Raw genomic sequence first — 16,119 nt, forward strand, 5'->3', positions numbered from 1 at the left:
CACTTTACGTATTTTTACCTTAGGTTTACCCTCCTTAACATTCAAGAGGTTGGTGATGTTCGTTCCCTTTCTCATTATGCTGCGCGAAGGTCTCGAGGCAGCGCTCATCGTCAGCCTGATTGCCAGCTATCTCAAACGCACCCAGCGCAGCCAGTGGTTCCCCGCGATGTGGGCCGGCGTGTTTATTGCTGCGGCGCTGTGCCTCGCGCTCGGTATTTTCATCAACGAAACCACCGGTGAGTTCCCGCAGAAACAGCAGGAGCTGTTCGAGGGCATCGTGGCGGTGATTGCCGTGGTGATCCTCACCTCAATGGTGTTCTGGATGCGCAAGGTGTCGCGCAATATCAAAGCTACGCTGGAAAAATCCGTCGATCAGGCGCTGCAGAAGCCGGGCGGCAGCGGGTTGCCGCTGGTGCTGATGGTGTTTCTCGCCGTGGCGCGTGAAGGGCTGGAGTCGGTGTTCTTTCTGCTGGCGGCCTTCACCCAGGATGTCGGCTATGCGCCACCGATTGGCGCAGTGCTGGGTCTGGCGACCGCCATCGTGCTGGGCATGCTGATTTACTACGGCGGCGTGCGTCTTAACATGGCGCACTTCTTCCGCTGGACCAGCCTGTTCATCCTGCTTGTGGCGGCCGGACTGGCAGCGGGGGCGATCCGCGCCTTCCACGAGGCGGGACTGTGGAACCACTTCCAGGCGACCGCGTTTGACTTCAGCAACACGCTCTCTACCCATTCGATCTTTGGCACGCTGCTGGAAGGCATTCTGGGTTATCAGGAAGCGCCGAGCGTCAGCGAAGTGGCGGTATGGCTGATTTACCTGATCCCGGCGCTGCTGCTGTTTTTCTTCCCGGCGCGTCCGGCACCCAGCGCCGCACGGTCGGTGCGCTAACTTTTCGCAGGCGCGCGTGCGCCTGTACCTTCATGTAACAGGGATATGACTATGACGATTCGCTTCCGCCGTAAGGCGCTGTTGCTCTCCATGCTGGCGCTGTCCGGTGCCGCTTCTGCCGCTGCCGTACCGCAGGTCACGGTGACGGTCACTGACAAGCAGTGCGAGCCGATGTCGCTCAACGTGCAGGCCGGTAAAACCCAGTTCATCATCAAAAACAACAGCCAGAAAGCGCTGGAGTGGGAAATCCTCAAAGGCGTGATGGTGGTGGAAGAGCGCGAAAACATCGCGCCTGGCTTCAGCCAGAAGCTCACCGCCAACCTGGAAGCGGGTGAATATGACATGACCTGCGGCCTGCTCACCAATCCGAAAGGCAAGCTGGTGGTCAGCGGTGACAGCCAAACCGCCAGCAATGGCAAGCCAGACGTGCTGCAGCTGGTCGGGCCGATTGCCGATTACAAAGTCTACGTGATGGCAGAAGTGAGCGCGCTGGTGGCCGGCACCAAAGCCTTTACCGACGCGGTAAAAGCCGGTGACGTGGAAAAAGCCAAAGCGCTGTATGCGCCGACGCGTGTGCACTATGAGCGCATCGAGCCGATTGCCGAACTGTTCTCTGATCTCGACGGCAGTATTGACGCGCGTGAAGATGACTTCGAGAAAAAAGCGGAAGATCCGAAATTTACCGGCTTCCACCGGCTGGAAAAACTGCTGTTCGCCGACAACACCACCAAAGGCGCGGACGCGTTCGCTGACCAGCTGTATAAGGATGTGCAGGATCTGCAAACCCGCGTCAGCGAGCTGGCCTTCCCGCCAGCGAAAGTGGTCGGTGGCGCGGCAGGCCTGATTGAAGAGGTAGCGTCCAGCAAAATCTCCGGTGAGGAAGATCGTTACAGCCGTACCGATCTGTCCGATTTTCAGGCCAACATCGACGGCGCACAGAAAATCGTTGATCTGCTGCGTCCTCTGCTGCAAAAAGCCAATCCGCAGCTGCTGGCGAAAGTGGACGCGAACTTTAAGAAGGTGGATGGCATTCTCAGCAAATACCGCACCAAAGACGGTTTTGCCTCCTATGAAAAGCTGACCACCAGCGACCGTAATGCGCTGAAAGGGCCCATCACCACGCTGGCGGAAGATCTCTCCCTGCTGCGCGGCACTTTAGGTCTTGATTAATCATGAGTAAAAAAAATGACGCGGCGCAACCGTCGCGTCGTCGTCTGTTACAGGGATTAGGCATGCTGGGTGGCGCGGCGGCACTGGGCGGCGGCTGTCCGTTCCATGCCGCCAGCGCGGCAGAGAGTTTCTCACCCGGCACGGTTGCACCCGACGCGCGCCAGCAGGCGCAACCGTTTTACGGCGCTCATCAGGCCGGCATCCTGACGCCGCAGCAGGCATCTATGATGCTGGTGGCGTTTGATGTGCTGGCCGGTGATAAAGCCGAACTGGAACGCCTGCTGCGGCTGCTGACGCAGCGCTTTGCCTTTCTCACCCACGGCGGACCGGCGCCGGCGGTGCCCAATCCGCAGCTGCCGCCGCTCGACTCCGGCATCCTGGGTGCGGACATTGCGCCCGATAACCTGACCCTGACGCTGTCGGTGGGGCATTCACTGTTCGACGAGCGCTTCGGGCTGGCCGCGCATAAGCCCAGCCAGCTGCAGACGATGACACGCTTTCCCAACGATTCGCTCGACGCCGCACAGTGTCATGGCGACCTGCTGATTCAGATCTGCGCCAATACCCAGGATACGGTGATTCACGCGCTGCGCGATATCATCAAGCACACGCCGGATCTGCTGGCGGTGCGCTGGCGGCGCGACGGCTTCATCGCCGATCACGCTGCACGCAGCAAAGGGCGCGAAACGCCGATCAACCTGCTGGGTTTCAAAGATGGCACCGCCAATCCGGATACCCACAATGCGCAGTTGATGGACCAGCTGCTGTGGGTGACACCGGAACAGCAGGAACCGGCGTGGACGCACGGCGGCAGCTATCAGGCGGTGCGCATCATCCGTTTTCACGTTGAAATGTGGGACCGCACGCCGCTGGGCGAGCAGCAAACCATTTTTGGTCGTGAGAAGTTGTCCGGCGCGCCGCTGGGCATGCAGCACGAGCACGACGTGCCGGATTACGCCCGCGATCCGGACGGCGAGATTATCGCGCTGGATGCGCATATCCGGCTCGCCAATCCGCGCACGCCGCAAACCGACAGCAGCCTGATGCTGCGGCGCGGCTACAGCTATTCCTCGGGGATTACCGGGGCAGGGCAGCTGGATATGGGGCTGCTGTTCGTCTGTTATCAGCACGATTTAAGCAAAGGCTTTATTACCGTGCAGAAACGGCTGAACGGCGAAGCGCTGGAAGAATATATTCGTCCCATCGGCGGCGGATACTTTTTTGTCTTGCCCGGTGTGGCGGACAAAAATCATTATCTGGGGCAGCCGTTGCTCGAAGCCTGATTAATTAATATACAGCGCTTGTCCGCCGTTTGCGGTGCCAGGCGCTGCTGTTAAGCCCGCCTTAAATTTCTCCTGTCTCGCTGTAATGTCCGAATTTTCTGAAACAGTTTGTTAAGTGCTGAATTACCTATCTTACTGAATATTAATATTAATTTAATTTAAGCGCACCGGGCTGATGCAGCGCCACGCGGGTTTTCTTTGCCGTAAAGTAAAAATAGTGTTGCAAATCGGCGGAAATATGATGAACTTTAGTCATAGCGTCGTCAGTTGTGTGGCTAAGTCCACTGGAGTTCGCGCATGGCCCGGTCCTTATACGGACAGTTAAATACACTTCAGCTAGCGCAGTACGCTGCGGGGGATTGCCTCCCGCGTGAGAATCCTCTTCACTTTTCTTTTATCGCCTTCGAATTCTTTTCCGATGTTTACCGGTGCGCGGCAGCGTTTCGGCGTTGTTGCACACTTTTCTCACTGGCTCGATACGGCTTACAAGGAAGCCAACAAAACCTCTAAAGCGTTCAAATCATCGCCGCGGGTGATCCGCCGCGATAAATGAAACCAACTGTAAGGTGCCACTATGGGAAGACAGAAAGCAGTGATCAAAGCGCGTCGTGAAGCCCGCCGAGTGCTTCGCAGTGACTCTCGCAGTCATCGTCAGCGTGAAGAAGAATCGGTCACTTCGCTGGTGCAGATGGGTGGGCTGGATGCAATTGGCATGGCGCGCGATGTGCGTGACCGGTCACCAATTGAGGCCAGAAACGATGCTCAGGCGCACTATCTTAACGCCATAGAAACGAAACAGCTGATATTCGCGACCGGTGAAGCCGGCTGCGGTAAAACCTGGATCAGCGCTGCGAAAGCAGCCGAGGCCCTGATCAATAAGGACATCGAAAGGATCATTGTGACGCGCCCGGTTTTACAGGCGGATGAAGATCTCGGTTTCCTGCCAGGAGACATCTCCGAGAAATTCGCTCCCTATTTCCGACCGGTTTACGACGTTCTGGTTAAACGTCTCGGCGCTTCCTTTATGCAGTACTGCCTGCGACCCGAAATCGCCAAGGTAGAGATTGCGCCCTTCGCTTATATGCGCGGACGTACCTTTGAGAATGCGGTGGTGATTCTGGATGAGGCGCAAAACGTCACCGCTGCGCAGATGAAGATGTTCCTGACCCGCCTGGGCGAAAACGTCACCGTGATTGTCAACGGTGATGTCACCCAGTGCGACCTGCCCGCCAGCGTCAAATCTGGCCTTGCCGATGCGCTGGCGCGCTTCGAAGAGGATGAGATGATTGGCGTGGTGCGTTTCGGTAAAGACGACTGCGTTCGCTCGGCACTGTGCCAGCGCACGCTGCATGCTTACAGTTAACCTTGAAAAAATAGCTAATCTCAACCCGGCTGCGGCCGGGTTTTTCATTGCTATGCTTACGGGACGAAAAAGGGCGGAAACGATGAGCGGAGAAAGTCATGCACTCTCTTGATGTGCAGGTGGTAAGGATGGCGCAGCAGTGGGCGGAAGCGCAGCCGGTGTGGCTGTGTACCGTGCTCAGCACGTACGGATCATCGCCGCGCCCGCCGGGCGCGATGATGGTGATTCGCGCCGATGGGCGCTACAGCGGTTCCCTTTCCGGCGGCTGCGTCGAGGAGAATTTTATCACCCGCGTTCAGCAGCAGGCGTTCTCTGCCGCCAGTCAACGGGTGCGCTACGGTGAGGGGGGCGACATGCCTGACCGCGCGCTGCCGTGCGGCGGCGTATTGGATATTCTGGTCGAACGGTTGCCTGCCGGTGCCGCCACGCTGGGCTACTTACAGCAGCTGGAGGATGCGCTGACCGGCGCGCGAGCCATCACCAAACGCCTGACGCTGCCGCAGCCGTGTCACGCGCTCGAACCGGCGCCTTATACCCGGCGCACCCGTACCCAGGTCACTGACAGCGAAATCGTTCTGACCCTGAGTGCCGCGCCGCGCCTGATCCTTGCCGGACTCTCCAGCGTCGCCGTTTACTGTGCCAACTTCGCGCTGGCGCTGGGATTCGAAACCATTGTCTGTGAACACCGTGAAGAGGTGCTGAGCAATATGGCGGCCGAACTGGCACCGGACGTCAAACTGGTGCAGCAGTTTCCGGCGGTTTATCTGGAACGCGAGGGCTGTCATGCCGCCACGGCGATCCTCTCGCTGACGCATGATGCGCGTATTGATGATCTCACCATGATGGAAGCGGTCAATCTGCCGGCATTTTATCTCGGTGCGATGGGCTCGCAGCGTAACAGCGCAAAACGCAAAGCGCGCCTGAGCGCGATTGCGGAGCTGACGCCGGCGCAGTTGCAGCGCATCCACGCTCCGGTTGGGCTGGATATCGGCAGCAAAACCCCGGCGGAAATCGCGCTGGCAATCATGGCGGATATTGTGCGTCACAAAAATGGGTTAGCGGCAACGGATGTGCTCAGCCCGGTGCACGCGGCGTCTGAATGATCACATCACTCACCCCACGAAAAACCCGGATGCACCAGGATGCCAGCAGACGGGCAAACGGCTATGCTAAATTTTCGCGCCGCAAATAATCAATAAGCTGTGCTTTATGTTTCATGATGTGATCAACGCTTGCGCTTTACCGGTAACATCTTATCTTCAGAGAAGCGTGTACAAACACCTGAACTGAGAAGGGGTATTTATGGCTAAGCGTTATTTGATTAAATCAATTGAAATTACAGCAATTATTGTCTTCGCGCTGGTGATCGCCTGGCTGGCCGTCACGGGCATCCTGTCATCAACCGGCCTCGATCATGCGTGGCCTTATCCACATCAATAACTGAGTCCAGCACCAGGGAAATCAATTACGCTTAAATATAAACAGAATAAATTATCTAACCTGTACACCCGTATCAGCGGCGATACCGTATCACCACACAGGGTTTCGGTGTCAGATTTGCCGCGTATAAATCAGCGACGTTCGGGAAAAGCGTTATGCTGTTATTCGAAATCCGCATGGCGGCTGAACATGCTCTCGCTGGTTTCACCGCACTGATGCATGATTTCAAGCACCATGGCGTCACAGGTGATGAAGCAAAGCTGCTCAAAGGCCGAGCCCATTGGCTGCGAGAATCGTCCGGCGCTGCGTGCGTTATCGGTTTTAACGTTGCCGGGTAACACCAACACGCATTTGGCCAGTCTGCCGATGCCTGAATCTGCTTTCAGGGTAATCAGCGCCACATCGACACCGCGCTCAACGGCGTTCAGCGCCAGCGCTTTCAGGCTCGCGGTTTCGCCACTGCCAGAACCAATAATCAATAAATCGCCAGGTCTGGAGTGGGGTGACGAGATTTCACCCACCATGCTGACAGAGAAACCCAGATGCAACAGGCGGTTAGCGAACGCGCGGATAGCAATGCCGCTGCGCCCGGCGCCCTGCAGGAAAATGTGTTTCGCGCTGCGAATATGTGCGATCAATGCCTGCGCCTGGCTCTCGTCTATCTGCCGGGCGTTGTGCGCGAGTTCGGTAAGAATATGGGATACGTTTGACTGAACGGCCATATCAACGCTCTCCCGTCAAGTGAGCGTTCGTCCGTCTCATTAAACAGCGAAAAGAGTGGCCGGAACATGGCCGGTGCTTTTTCAGTCTGGTCATAGCGCATTCCCTCTTAATTCAAAGACATCATCAGTGGATGAAAAGGATACCCTGCAGAATTTCCGCTAAGAGTACACGGTCCGCTGCCCACGCGATATTGCAGCGAAAGGGGATCTTTCGATTATGCGTCCTGTGGCACAAAAGCACCTGGAGAACAGACAAATAAAAACACCCAGCTGTTAAACGGGCACTTTTATATAAATGATGGCGGTGAGGGGGGATTGATGTCACCCGGCACATCCCTGTGCCTCGCCCTCCGGGTGGCTTGCAGCCATGCAAAACGGCTATCCTGCCGTTTTGTCGCTTCGCTCACCCTGCGGGCAGCGTCGCAGGCTCCGCTGTCCAACTGGCATGCGCCAGTTGTCGAACCCCCATCGGGGATTCTCATCCCCCCACGCGTGGAGAATATAAATGAAAAAAGCCCGTACTTGCGTACAGGCTCTTCTCTGAATGATGGCGGTGAGGGGGGGATTGATGAGCTTCGCTCACCCTGCGGGCAGCGTCGCAGGCTCCGCTGTCCAACTGGCATGCGCCAGTTGTCGAACCCCCAATCGGGGATTCTCATCCCCCCCACGTCTGGAGAATATAAAAGAAAAAAGCCCGTACTTGCGTACAGGCTCTTCTCTGAATGATGGCGGTGAGGGGGGGATTCGAACCCCCGATACGTTGCCGTATACACACTTTCCAGGCGTGCTCCTTCAGCCACTCGGACACCTCACCACATTTTGTTTGCTGACCGCACTGGGTCAACGGGGCGCTACTATAGGGAGTTCAGCGATAAGGGTCAAGGGCTATTTTCTCCTTTTTTTCTATTCGCTTAACCTCTGCGCAGATTGCCTTAAGCCTCTCCACTTTGCCGGCTTTGTCATCAAAATATTCCTTAACTGACACAAAAGTGTCACCGCACTGTCGCAGACTTGTCGGCGGAAACATTTGGTTATATCTACGGATAAGGATGCTGATAAATGAAACGCTTACCTCTTTTCACGCTCTCTCTGCTGGCTTCACTCACCACCACGTCCGCGCTGGCAGAGAGCGCCAGCTATCAACGCGCCGCCATTGGCGATATTACCCAACACGGCGGCGCGCGTCGCCTGAGCGGTGACCAGACCGAGGCGCTGAAAGCCTCATTGAGCAATAGCACGGCGAAGAATGTCATCCTGCTGATTGGCGATGGCATGGGCGATTCCGAAATCACCGCGGCGCGCAATCAGGCGATGGGGGCCGGCGGCTTCTTTCCCGGTATTGATGCGCTGCCGCTCACCGGCCAGTACACCCATTACTCGCTGGACAAGAAAACGCACAAGCCAAACTACGTAACGGATTCTGCCGCGTCGGCCACCGCCTGGGCCACCGGCACGAAAACTTATAACGGCGCGATTGGCGTCGATGTCAACGGCACAGATCAGGTCACGCTGCTTGAGCTGGCCAAAGCAGCCGGCAAAGCCACCGGCAACGTCTCCACCGCAGAACTGCAGGATGCCACGCCGGCCGCGCTGATGGCGCACGTTACCTCGCGCAAATGCTACGGCCCGGAAAAAACCACTGAGCTGTGTCCGGGTAACGCGCTGGAGCAGGGCGGGAAAGGATCGATCAGCGAGCAGCTGCTGCAAACCCGTCCCGACGTCACGCTGGGCGGCGGCGCCAAATCCTTCGCTGAGCGAGCTAAAGCGGGCGACTACCAGGGTAAAACCCTGCGCGAGCAGGCCGAAGTACGGGGATTCCAGCTGGTCGATAATCTCGCCGCGCTGAATGCGGTACAGCAGGCTAATCAACAGACGCCACTGCTGGGGCTGTTCTCGGAGGGCAACATGCCGGTGCGCTGGCAGGGGCCAAAAGCCAGCTATCACGGTAATCTGGATAAACCGGTGGTGACCTGTGAGGTCAACAAAGATCGTCCGGCATCAATGCCAACCCTGGCGCAGATGACGCAAAAAGCCATCGACCTGCTCAGCCACAACAGTAAAGGTTTCTTCCTGCAGGTGGAAGGCGCATCGATCGATAAGCAGGATCACGCCGCAAACCCGTGCGGTCAGATTGGTGAAACCGTCGATTTAGATGAGGCGGTGCAGGTGGCGCTGGCGTATGCGCGCGAGCACGGCGATACGCTGGTGGTGGTAACCGCCGATCACGCGCACAGCAGCCAGATCGTCGAAAACGGCACTAAAGCGCCGGGTCTGACTCAGGCGCTCAACACCAAAGATGGCGCGGTGATGACCATCAGCTACGGTAACTCGGAAGAGGATTCCCAGGATCACACCGGCACCCAGCTGCGCACCGCGGCCTACGGTCCACACGCGGCGAATGTGGTCGGCCTCACCGATCAGACCGACCTGTTCTTCACGCTGAAGCAGGCGATGGCGCTGAAGTAAGCGCGTCAGTGCGGGCGGATGCGCAGCACCAGCAGCCCGCCCAGCACCAGTCCGCCAGCGGCCAGCAGCAGCGCGGGGTGCAGGGAAGCAAAAATCTGCACGCTGGCGGCGGATATCAGCGGCCCGATCAGCTGGCCAGTGGCATAGCCTGACGTCAATATCGCCACGGTTTTTGCCACGCTGATATTGGAGACGGCGCGCGCCAGCTGCATCGACAGCTGCATAATCGAAAGAAACCCCAGCCCGACTATCACCGTTGAGATCAGCAGCCCGTTCACGCCCGGGATGAGCACGCCGCTGGCCACGCCCAGCCCCTGCAGGATCATAATCCACGCCAGGCTGAGGCGCGTATTCAGGCGCGCTGAAAACAGCATAATTAGCACCACACCAGCCACTGCGCAAAGTCCAAACAGCGGCCAGAAAAGCGCTGCCAGCTGACCCTGAGCAAACAGGCTATGCGCCATTTGTGACAGAAACGTCGCGGGCAAAATGTAGCCGAAACCGGCCAGCGTATAGGCCAGCCATAGCCGTTTCACCTCGTGACCCGGAGCCGCCGACGCACTTTCCCGCTGCCGGGCTGGGAGCGACGCGGGCAGCGCGCGCCACACCAGCAGCACACCAGCCAGCGCGACCACGCCGTAGAGTTGCCAGGCGCGATCGTCATTCAGGTGTAACCGGGTGATAAGCCACGCCAGCACGCCGCTCAGGGTGATGCCAGCTCCCGGGCCGGCAAATACCGCGGCGGACATGCGCGGGGCCTGCTGCTGTGCCAGCACCATCTGCGTCCAGGAGGTGACGATAATCAGGGCCCAGGCACCACCGATACCCGCCACCACACGGAACAGGCACTGCAGCACCCAGGCATGACTAAAGCCGGAGAGCAGGGTCACCAGCGCGGTGGCCAGCAAACCGGCCTTCAGGTAGCGCGCGTGATGGGCAGTGATCCGGCTCACGTGCAGTGCGCCCAGCAGATAGCCGATATAATTCATCGCCGCCAGCACGCCAGCGCTGGAGAGCGTCAGGTGACCGTTGGCGATCATCAGCGGGATCTGCGGCGTGAGTGAAAAGCGGCCGATACCCATTACCACAATCAGGGTCACTATGCCGGTGAGCATGGTGATCAGGCTCACCCGGGTGTGCCGGACTGCTTGCCGTCCGGCGGAAACTGAATCTGCTGACATACTTTGCTTTACTCCGCTGAGATACCTTACTCTGTCCGGTGATAGTAAATGTCAATCAGTCAGTGAAAAATGGGGTGGTTTATCCTATGACTACAGGTCATACCCAGGCCGTAAAATCGCGTGGTGAAGATGTGAAAAACTTCCTTACCCGCCAGCGCGCGCGTATTGATCCGCAGATCTATGGCTTCAGCCGGCAAAACCGGCGCGTCAGCGGACTGCGGCGCGAAGAAGTGGCACAGCTGGCGGCGGTCAGCGTCAGCTGGTACACCTGGCTCGAGCAGGGCCGCGACATTAGTATTTCGCCCGCCGCGCTGCAGCGTATCGGCAAAGTGCTACAACTCTCGGTCACCGAGCAGGAGTATCTTGAAGCGCTGGTGTTTGGTAACGCACATTCGCAACCTTTCAGTCATGAATTGCCGCCTGAGGTGAGGGCGATGGTGGATGCGCTGGACCCACATCCGGCGTTTGTGCGCCGCGCCAACATGGATATTGTCTACTGGAATCCGGCAGCGCAGTCGCTGATTGTCGACTGGGCGGCCCTGCCTCCGGCGGATCGCAACTCGCTCAAGCTAATGTTCATCAGTGAAGCCTACCAGCAGCGCATTCATGGCTGGGAAGAGGCGGCGCGCCATACGCTGTCGGCGTTTCGCGCCGGTTATGCCGCCAGCAATCAGGCGCAGGAATTCGAGGTGGTGATCGAGGATTTGCTGGCGCGCAGTGCTGGGTTTCGCACGCTGTGGAATGACCATGATGTGGGGAAAATCGGCGCGGGCAATAAAACCCTGATTGATGTCGAAGGGAGGATGCAGACATACACCTTTACCTCACTGCAAATTGAGCAGGCACCGGGAATGCATCTGATCTTCTATCTGGCGCATTAGCGCGGCGCGCGCAGGTCGGGCGCACGCCGCCGGGGAGGTTACAGACCGCGCTGTGCCATCAGGCGTGCGAGGTCAACCAGACGGTTGGAGAAGCCCCATTCGTTATCGTACCAGGCAAGGATCTTCACCAGGTTGCCACCAATCACCAGCGTCGATAAGCCGTCGATAATCGATGAGCGCGCATCGCCCTGATAATCGCTGGAGACCAGCGGCTCATCGCTGTAGCCGAGGATACCCTGCAGCGGACCCGCAGCAGCAGCGGCTTTAAAGGCGTCATTCACCTCTTCGGCCGTCACGTCGCGTTTCAGCGTCACCGTCAGATCCACCACCGACACCACCGGCACCGGCACGCGCAGCGAGTAACCGGTTAAGCGGCCTTCCAGTTCCGGAATCACCCGGCCGAGCGCTTTAGCTGCGCCGCTGGAGTAGGGCACAATCGACAGCGCCGCCGCACGCGCGCCGCGCAGATCTTTCTCTGGCTGGTCATGCAGCGCCTGGCTGTTGGTATAGGCATGGGTGGTGTTCATCAGACCGTGCTCAATACCAAACGCCTGATGCAGCACCTGCGCGGCGGGCGCCAGGCCGTTAGTGGTACAGCTGCCGTTGCTCACTACAAAGTGCTGTTGCGGATCGTAGCGCTGGTCGTTGACGCCCATCACAATCGTCAAATCATCATTTTTGCCCGGCGCAGAGATGATCACGCGTTTGGCGCCGCCGTGCGTGATATGCACCGCGGCCTTGTCACGCTCGGTAAAAAAGCCGGTGGCTTCGATGACGATATCCACGCCCACTTCACGCCAGCGAATATTGGCCGGATCGCGCTCGCTGAACACCCGCACTGGTTTGCCATCAATGCGCAGCTCGCCGTCGCCAGCGCTGACTTCTGCCGGCAGCCGACCCAGCAGGGAGTCGTGCTTCAGCAGATGCGCCAGCGTTTTGCTGTCGGTGAGATCGTTAATCGCCACAATATCGATGTCGCTGCTGCCCAGCGCGGCGCGGAATACGTTACGTCCGATACGGCCAAAACCGTTAATGCCTACCTTGATCATGACTGACTCCTTAGTGAAGTTACTGCAGTCACTTTAGGCCGGAGGCGCGCTGGCGTAAACGACAAAAAAGGATCACTTTACGCCATTTTGCGGCTGTGAAAGCGCTGGCGATATTCGTTGGGCGTGAGATGCAGCTGGCGCTCGAAGCTGCGCCGCAGGTTGATACTGCTGCCAAAGCCGGTGGCGATGGCGATGCGTTCCAGCGTCTCGCGCGTCTGCTCCAGCCGTTCGCGCGCCGCCGCCAGCCGCGCTTCAGCCACATAGCGCGCCGGTGAAACGCCGGTTTCGCGGCTGAACACGCGGGTAAAGTTACGCGGGCTCATCGCCACCTGGGCCGCCAGTTTCTCCACCGACAGGTCTTCCGCCAGATGGGCGGCGATCCAGCTCTGCAACTGAGCAATCGGCCCCGACTCGCTGACGGACTGCAGGTGAAAGCGGCTGAACTGCATCTGGCCGCCGGGACGACGCAGATACATCACCATATCCTGTGCGATGTCGCGCGCCACGCTGAAACCAAAATCTTCCTCTATCAGCGCCAGCGTCAGATCGAAGCCGGAGCTGACGCCGCCGGAGGTCCAGATTGGGCCGTCCTGAATATACAGCGGGCCGCCTTCAACCTGCACGCGCGGATAGCTGGCCTGCAGCGTGTCCAGCAGACGCCAGTGGCTGGTGGCGCGCCGGCCATCCAGCAATCCCGCCTCCGCCAGCAGCATTGCCGCCCCGCAAATCGACACCACGCGGCGCGCCTGCGGGGCAGCCAGCTTAATCCAGTCCACCACCATGTTGCGTTCTTCGGGGTTATCACCGCGGCCGGTAATCATGATGGTGTCCCAGCGTTCGCGCGGATCGAGTTCAGCCAGTTTGAGATCGGCGAGCAGATTGAGGCCGGACTGGCCGTGGATCACCTGGTGCGGCTGCGTGGTCGCAATGCTGATACGATAGCGTGCGCCAGCGACGCCCACCGGCAGGTGCAGGTTGGCGTGCATCAGGATGTCGGCGATACCCGCCGCCTCGAACAGCATGCCGCCGTCCGGGACAATAATCAGAAAGGTTTTCATGGCGTAAAATGTACCTGCGCCACGAAAGAAGTCAATGCAGCAAGGGCTATCAGGCGCGCGAGCTGAATACCCGGCCGCGGCCATCAGACGGGGCGCTTCCGGCAGCACCGTACAGGCGCTGGTCGGCACCGGCCTGTTGCACCAGCTGATTGAGCTGCTGCGTTTTGCTGCGGTGCATCTCCAGCAGCTGATGGACACGCTGGTTATGCTGGTTGTTAGCGTGCACCTGTTCAAGCACCTTGCGCCACTGCGCCGCCAGCGCGCTGTCGGTTGCGTAAGGCGCCGCGACACCCTCAGCCTGTTCACCGGCACGGCGGCAGTCGTCATAGTGCTGTAGCGTCGCCAGCAGCTGACTTTTGCTGTCGGTGAGTAATTGCAGCGAGACCGGATTGATCTGGCTGCGGTTAAGCTGCGCCACTTCCTCTTTTAATACCAGCGCCAGTTCGGCCAGTGCGGTCTGCATCTGCTGCAGCACGCTGCTCAGGGTGTCCCCGGTGGTCGTCATCGTACTTATCCGTTAAACATTTCATCGACCAGCGCGGCAGCGATCTGGTCGGTATCAAGGGTATAGCTGCCGTCATTCAGCGCGGCACGCAGCGCATCCAGACGGGCGCTGTTGATATCGCGGCTGTCATCTGCGGTGGCCTGCCGGGCGTAGCTGCTCAGGCTGACGTGATCGTCACTGCTGCGCACGCTGCGGGGTTCGGCACGCTCGCGCGCTGACGGTGCGGTGCGCAGGTCGGCCAGCGTGCTGATGCTCTGCACCGGCGACGTGGTTTGCGTTCTGTCAATGCTCATAGATAGGTCCTGTTTTTTCGCGGCTTTACTGTTTCTATCGGGACAAACGAAAAAATCTAAAATTTATTACGGCAGGCTGAGTAAAATTTTTCCGTCCGCACTCACCACGCCCTGCAAGCGCTGACCGGCGGCGGTTTTCACCGCCAGCGTCTGGCCGATCGCCGCGTTATTCAGCGCCTTGCCTTTGCTGCGCAGGCGAAAGCCCTGGCCCTGCGCCACGATATCGACCTCTTCTCCCTGACGTATACGCCAGCTGCGGCGCAGCTGGCCCTGGGTCAGAACCTGTCCCGCAGCCAGCGCGCGCAGCGTGACCTGACCGATTAGCGCCTGCTGCCGTAACAGCGCGCCGGGCGGCAGCGCGGCGAGATCGCCGGAGACGCGGCGCAGATCGTCCGCGCGCAGCGTTTCCCCCGGAGCCAGCGTGCGCTGCGCCACATACCAGCTGCCGGTGGCGCTGACCTCAACCTGCAGAAAATAGCGCCGGCTGCCGCACTGTGCGGTCAGCGTGCGGTTACCCACCATCCGCGCCGGCTGGCCGGCTGCGCTGAACTGCGGCGCGGCGCACAGCGTATCCAGCGCCTTACCGCGCGACAGCAGCCGTACCTGCTGGTGTACCGCCACGTCTGCGGCAATCGGCTGATGCTGCTGCACCCAGGCGCTGAGCTGGTTTTCCAGCGTGCTTTGTGCTGAAACCAGCGGGGCGCAGCACAGCAGCGCCACCGTCAGCGCCAGAGGTGGTGAAGGAAACGCATTCATCGCGAAATAACCTGAAAAAAGAGGACGCCAGTATAAAGCAACCGCCGCTTAATGAATGGCGGAATATGGTCGCACTTCTGCGGTTGATTAACTGCTTTACACGCGGCTGGCGTAGCGGGAAAAGTTATCCGGCTAATTGCGGATATTTGTGCGATTTCTTCGCAGTATAAAAATTGTTAGCGGGGCCACTAGAATGCACGCGTCAATTTTTAACGGCGGAAAGGTGAGCGATGCTGGATAAGCTAAGTAATGCGCTGCATTTTCAACAGCAGGCGCTGGGTTTACTCAATCAACGGCAGCAAATCCTGGCGGGTAATATCGCCAATGCCGATACGCCCGGCTATCAGGCGCGTGATATTGATTTTACGCAACAATTAAAGGCGCGCCTACAGGCGGATAGCGTAAATAACAGCAGCCTGACGCTGGCGATCACCGCGAAAGGACATATTGCCGCGCAGACCAGCGTGCTGCCGGATGCCAGACTCTTATACCGCGTGCCGGATCAACCCAGCGCCGACGGTAATACCGTAGACATGGATCGTGAACGCGTGCAATTCGCCGACAACAATGTGAAATATCAGTCATCGCTGACCTTTCTCAACGGGGAAATTAAAAAAATGATGAGCGTGCTGCAAGGATAATTTGTTCCATGTCAATTTTCTCTATTTTTGATATCACCGGTAGCGCCATGTCGGCGCAAAGCAAACGCATTAACGTTAGCGCCAGTAATATCGCCAATGCCGACAGTATCGCCGGACCCGACGGCGAAGCCTACCGCGCGCGCAGCGTAGTGTTTCGCGTCAAACCGCAGGCCGGCCAGCAGACTGGCGGCGTGGAGGTGACGGAGGTGCTGGAAGACAGCACGCCGGACCGGCTGCACTACGAGCCGGACCACCCGCTGGCCGACGACGCCGGTTATGTGCACATGCCGAACGTCAACGTGGTCAATGAAATGGTGAACAGTATTGCCGCCTCGCGCAGTTATCAGGCCAACGTTGAAGTGATGAATTCGGCAAAGTCCCTGCTGTTAAAAACCCTGACTATCGGTCAGTAAGGAACGAAG

At 58.7% G+C, this 16,119-nt stretch carries 17 protein-coding genes and 1 tRNA gene; 10 read left to right on the top strand and 8 right to left on the bottom strand.

The window, feature by feature from the left end; translation table 11 throughout:
• Positions 1-55 precede the first annotated feature (55 nt).
• The 6 genes from efeU to C1Y43_RS23980 all read left to right on the top strand — a co-directional run bounded on the left by efeU (position 56) and on the right by C1Y43_RS23980 (position 6,145).
• Positions 56-889 carry an iron uptake transporter permease EfeU gene (gene efeU, locus C1Y43_RS15970; protein WP_021509909.1) on the top strand — a complete coding sequence of 278 codons (834 nt, stop codon included), beginning with the start codon at positions 56-58 and terminating at the stop codon, positions 887-889.
• 51 nt (positions 890-940) lie between these two features.
• The gene (gene efeO, locus C1Y43_RS15975) at positions 941-2,059 is read left to right on the top strand and encodes an iron uptake system protein EfeO (protein ID WP_104188876.1); all 1,119 of its coding nucleotides are present in this window, start codon (positions 941-943) and stop codon (positions 2,057-2,059) included.
• A gap of 2 nt (positions 2,060-2,061) precedes the next feature.
• Positions 2,062-3,342: an iron uptake transporter deferrochelatase/peroxidase subunit gene (gene efeB, locus C1Y43_RS15980; RefSeq protein ID WP_104188878.1), complete on the top strand. Its 1,281-nt coding sequence runs from the start codon at positions 2,062-2,064 to the stop codon at positions 3,340-3,342.
• Positions 3,343-3,916: 574 nt separating this feature from the next.
• Positions 3,917-4,705, top strand: coding sequence for a phosphate starvation-inducible protein PhoH (gene phoH, locus C1Y43_RS15990; RefSeq protein ID WP_021509913.1), 789 nt, complete (start codon positions 3,917-3,919; stop codon positions 4,703-4,705).
• 98 nt (positions 4,706-4,803) lie between these two features.
• Positions 4,804-5,808, top strand: coding sequence for an XdhC family protein (locus C1Y43_RS15995; RefSeq protein WP_166718441.1), 1,005 nt, complete (start codon positions 4,804-4,806; stop codon positions 5,806-5,808).
• 199 nt (positions 5,809-6,007) lie between these two features.
• Positions 6,008-6,145, top strand: a complete 138-nt coding sequence (locus C1Y43_RS23980; protein WP_166718442.1) for a hypothetical protein — start codon at positions 6,008-6,010, stop codon at positions 6,143-6,145.
• A 161-nt stretch (positions 6,146-6,306) separates the two neighbouring features.
• On the opposite strand, the gene hxlB is transcribed toward C1Y43_RS23980, so the two are convergent.
• Entirely contained in the window at positions 6,307-6,867 is a 561-nt protein-coding gene (hxlB, locus tag C1Y43_RS16000) for a 6-phospho-3-hexuloisomerase (RefSeq protein ID WP_104188882.1), read from the bottom strand.
• A gap of 726 nt (positions 6,868-7,593) precedes the next feature.
• A tRNA-Ser gene (locus tag C1Y43_RS16005) sits at positions 7,594-7,681 on the bottom strand.
• Between the two features lie 245 nt (positions 7,682-7,926).
• On the opposite strand from C1Y43_RS16005, the gene phoA reads away from it, so the two are divergent.
• Positions 7,927-9,333, top strand: coding sequence for an alkaline phosphatase (gene phoA / locus C1Y43_RS16010; protein WP_104188884.1), 1,407 nt, complete (start codon positions 7,927-7,929; stop codon positions 9,331-9,333).
• Positions 9,334-9,338: 5 nt separating this feature from the next.
• Here the strand turns inward: phoA and C1Y43_RS16015 are convergent, their stop codons facing one another.
• Positions 9,339-10,514, bottom strand: a complete 1,176-nt coding sequence (locus tag C1Y43_RS16015; RefSeq protein ID WP_104188886.1) for a YbfB/YjiJ family MFS transporter — start codon at positions 10,512-10,514, stop codon at positions 9,339-9,341.
• 86 nt (positions 10,515-10,600) lie between these two features.
• On the opposite strand from C1Y43_RS16015, the gene C1Y43_RS16020 reads away from it, so the two are divergent.
• Complete coding sequence (locus tag C1Y43_RS16020; RefSeq protein ID WP_058757432.1) at positions 10,601-11,395, top strand: helix-turn-helix transcriptional regulator; 795 nt, start codon at positions 10,601-10,603, stop codon at positions 11,393-11,395.
• A 38-nt stretch (positions 11,396-11,433) separates the two neighbouring features.
• On the opposite strand, the gene gap is transcribed toward C1Y43_RS16020, so the two are convergent.
• From gap to flgA, 5 genes are all read right to left on the bottom strand, one after another.
• A complete protein-coding gene (gene gap / locus C1Y43_RS16025) occupies positions 11,434-12,444 on the bottom strand; it encodes a type I glyceraldehyde-3-phosphate dehydrogenase (protein ID WP_021509920.1) in 1,011 nt (336 codons plus the stop codon).
• A gap of 77 nt (positions 12,445-12,521) precedes the next feature.
• On the bottom strand, positions 12,522-13,502 hold the full coding sequence (locus C1Y43_RS16030) for a GlxA family transcriptional regulator (protein ID WP_104188888.1): 981 nt from the start codon (positions 13,500-13,502) through the stop codon (positions 12,522-12,524).
• Between the two features lie 49 nt (positions 13,503-13,551).
• Positions 13,552-14,007: a flagella synthesis protein FlgN gene (locus C1Y43_RS16035; protein WP_088517760.1), complete on the bottom strand. Its 456-nt coding sequence runs from the start codon at positions 14,005-14,007 to the stop codon at positions 13,552-13,554.
• A gap of 5 nt (positions 14,008-14,012) precedes the next feature.
• Positions 14,013-14,300 carry a flagellar biosynthesis anti-sigma factor FlgM gene (flgM, locus tag C1Y43_RS16040; protein WP_058757435.1) on the bottom strand — a complete coding sequence of 96 codons (288 nt, stop codon included), beginning with the start codon at positions 14,298-14,300 and terminating at the stop codon, positions 14,013-14,015.
• Between the two features lie 66 nt (positions 14,301-14,366).
• Positions 14,367-15,056 carry a flagellar basal body P-ring formation chaperone FlgA gene (flgA, locus tag C1Y43_RS16045; protein ID WP_104188890.1) on the bottom strand — a complete coding sequence of 230 codons (690 nt, stop codon included), beginning with the start codon at positions 15,054-15,056 and terminating at the stop codon, positions 14,367-14,369.
• 230 nt (positions 15,057-15,286) lie between these two features.
• Between flgA and flgB the strand changes: the two genes are divergently transcribed.
• Together flgB and flgC are read left to right on the top strand one after the other, a co-directional pair.
• On the top strand, positions 15,287-15,697 hold the full coding sequence (gene flgB, locus C1Y43_RS16050) for a flagellar basal body rod protein FlgB (RefSeq protein WP_104188892.1): 411 nt from the start codon (positions 15,287-15,289) through the stop codon (positions 15,695-15,697).
• A gap of 8 nt (positions 15,698-15,705) precedes the next feature.
• Positions 15,706-16,110, top strand: a complete 405-nt coding sequence (gene flgC / locus C1Y43_RS16055) for a flagellar basal body rod protein FlgC (RefSeq protein WP_104188894.1) — start codon at positions 15,706-15,708, stop codon at positions 16,108-16,110.
• Positions 16,111-16,119 lie beyond the last annotated feature (9 nt).

This window comes from Pantoea sp. ICBG 828 (assembly GCF_002928355.1).
GTDB classification, from domain to species: Bacteria; Pseudomonadota; Gammaproteobacteria; order Enterobacterales; family Enterobacteriaceae; genus Pantoea; species Pantoea dispersa.

Excerpts from the sequence above, each read along its gene's own strand:
- flgM (WP_058757435.1), bottom strand. The coding sequence starts at position 14,300 with ATGAGCATTGACAGAACGCAAACCACGTCGCCGGTGCAGAGCATCAGC.
- phoH (WP_021509913.1), top strand. The coding sequence starts at position 3,917 with ATGGGAAGACAGAAAGCAGTGATCAAAGCGCGTCGTGAAGCCCGCCGA.
- efeB (WP_104188878.1), top strand. The coding sequence starts at position 2,062 with ATGAGTAAAAAAAATGACGCGGCGCAACCGTCGCGTCGTCGTCTGTTA.
- C1Y43_RS16035 (WP_088517760.1), bottom strand. The coding sequence starts at position 14,007 with ATGACGACCACCGGGGACACCCTGAGCAGCGTGCTGCAGCAGATGCAG.
- flgC (WP_104188894.1), top strand. The coding sequence starts at position 15,706 with ATGTCAATTTTCTCTATTTTTGATATCACCGGTAGCGCCATGTCGGCG.
- efeO (WP_104188876.1), top strand. The coding sequence starts at position 941 with ATGACGATTCGCTTCCGCCGTAAGGCGCTGTTGCTCTCCATGCTGGCG.
- gap (WP_021509920.1), bottom strand. The coding sequence starts at position 12,444 with ATGATCAAGGTAGGCATTAACGGTTTTGGCCGTATCGGACGTAACGTA.
- flgB (WP_104188892.1), top strand. The coding sequence starts at position 15,287 with ATGCTGGATAAGCTAAGTAATGCGCTGCATTTTCAACAGCAGGCGCTG.
- C1Y43_RS15995 (WP_166718441.1), top strand. The coding sequence starts at position 4,804 with ATGCACTCTCTTGATGTGCAGGTGGTAAGGATGGCGCAGCAGTGGGCG.
- flgA (WP_104188890.1), bottom strand. The coding sequence starts at position 15,056 with ATGAATGCGTTTCCTTCACCACCTCTGGCGCTGACGGTGGCGCTGCTG.
- hxlB (WP_104188882.1), bottom strand. The coding sequence starts at position 6,867 with ATGGCCGTTCAGTCAAACGTATCCCATATTCTTACCGAACTCGCGCAC.
- C1Y43_RS16015 (WP_104188886.1), bottom strand. The coding sequence starts at position 10,514 with ATGTCAGCAGATTCAGTTTCCGCCGGACGGCAAGCAGTCCGGCACACC.
- C1Y43_RS16020 (WP_058757432.1), top strand. The coding sequence starts at position 10,601 with ATGACTACAGGTCATACCCAGGCCGTAAAATCGCGTGGTGAAGATGTG.
- C1Y43_RS23980 (WP_166718442.1), top strand. The coding sequence starts at position 6,008 with ATGGCTAAGCGTTATTTGATTAAATCAATTGAAATTACAGCAATTATT.
- phoA (WP_104188884.1), top strand. The coding sequence starts at position 7,927 with ATGAAACGCTTACCTCTTTTCACGCTCTCTCTGCTGGCTTCACTCACC.
- efeU (WP_021509909.1), top strand. The coding sequence starts at position 56 with ATGTTCGTTCCCTTTCTCATTATGCTGCGCGAAGGTCTCGAGGCAGCG.
- C1Y43_RS16030 (WP_104188888.1), bottom strand. The coding sequence starts at position 13,502 with ATGAAAACCTTTCTGATTATTGTCCCGGACGGCGGCATGCTGTTCGAG.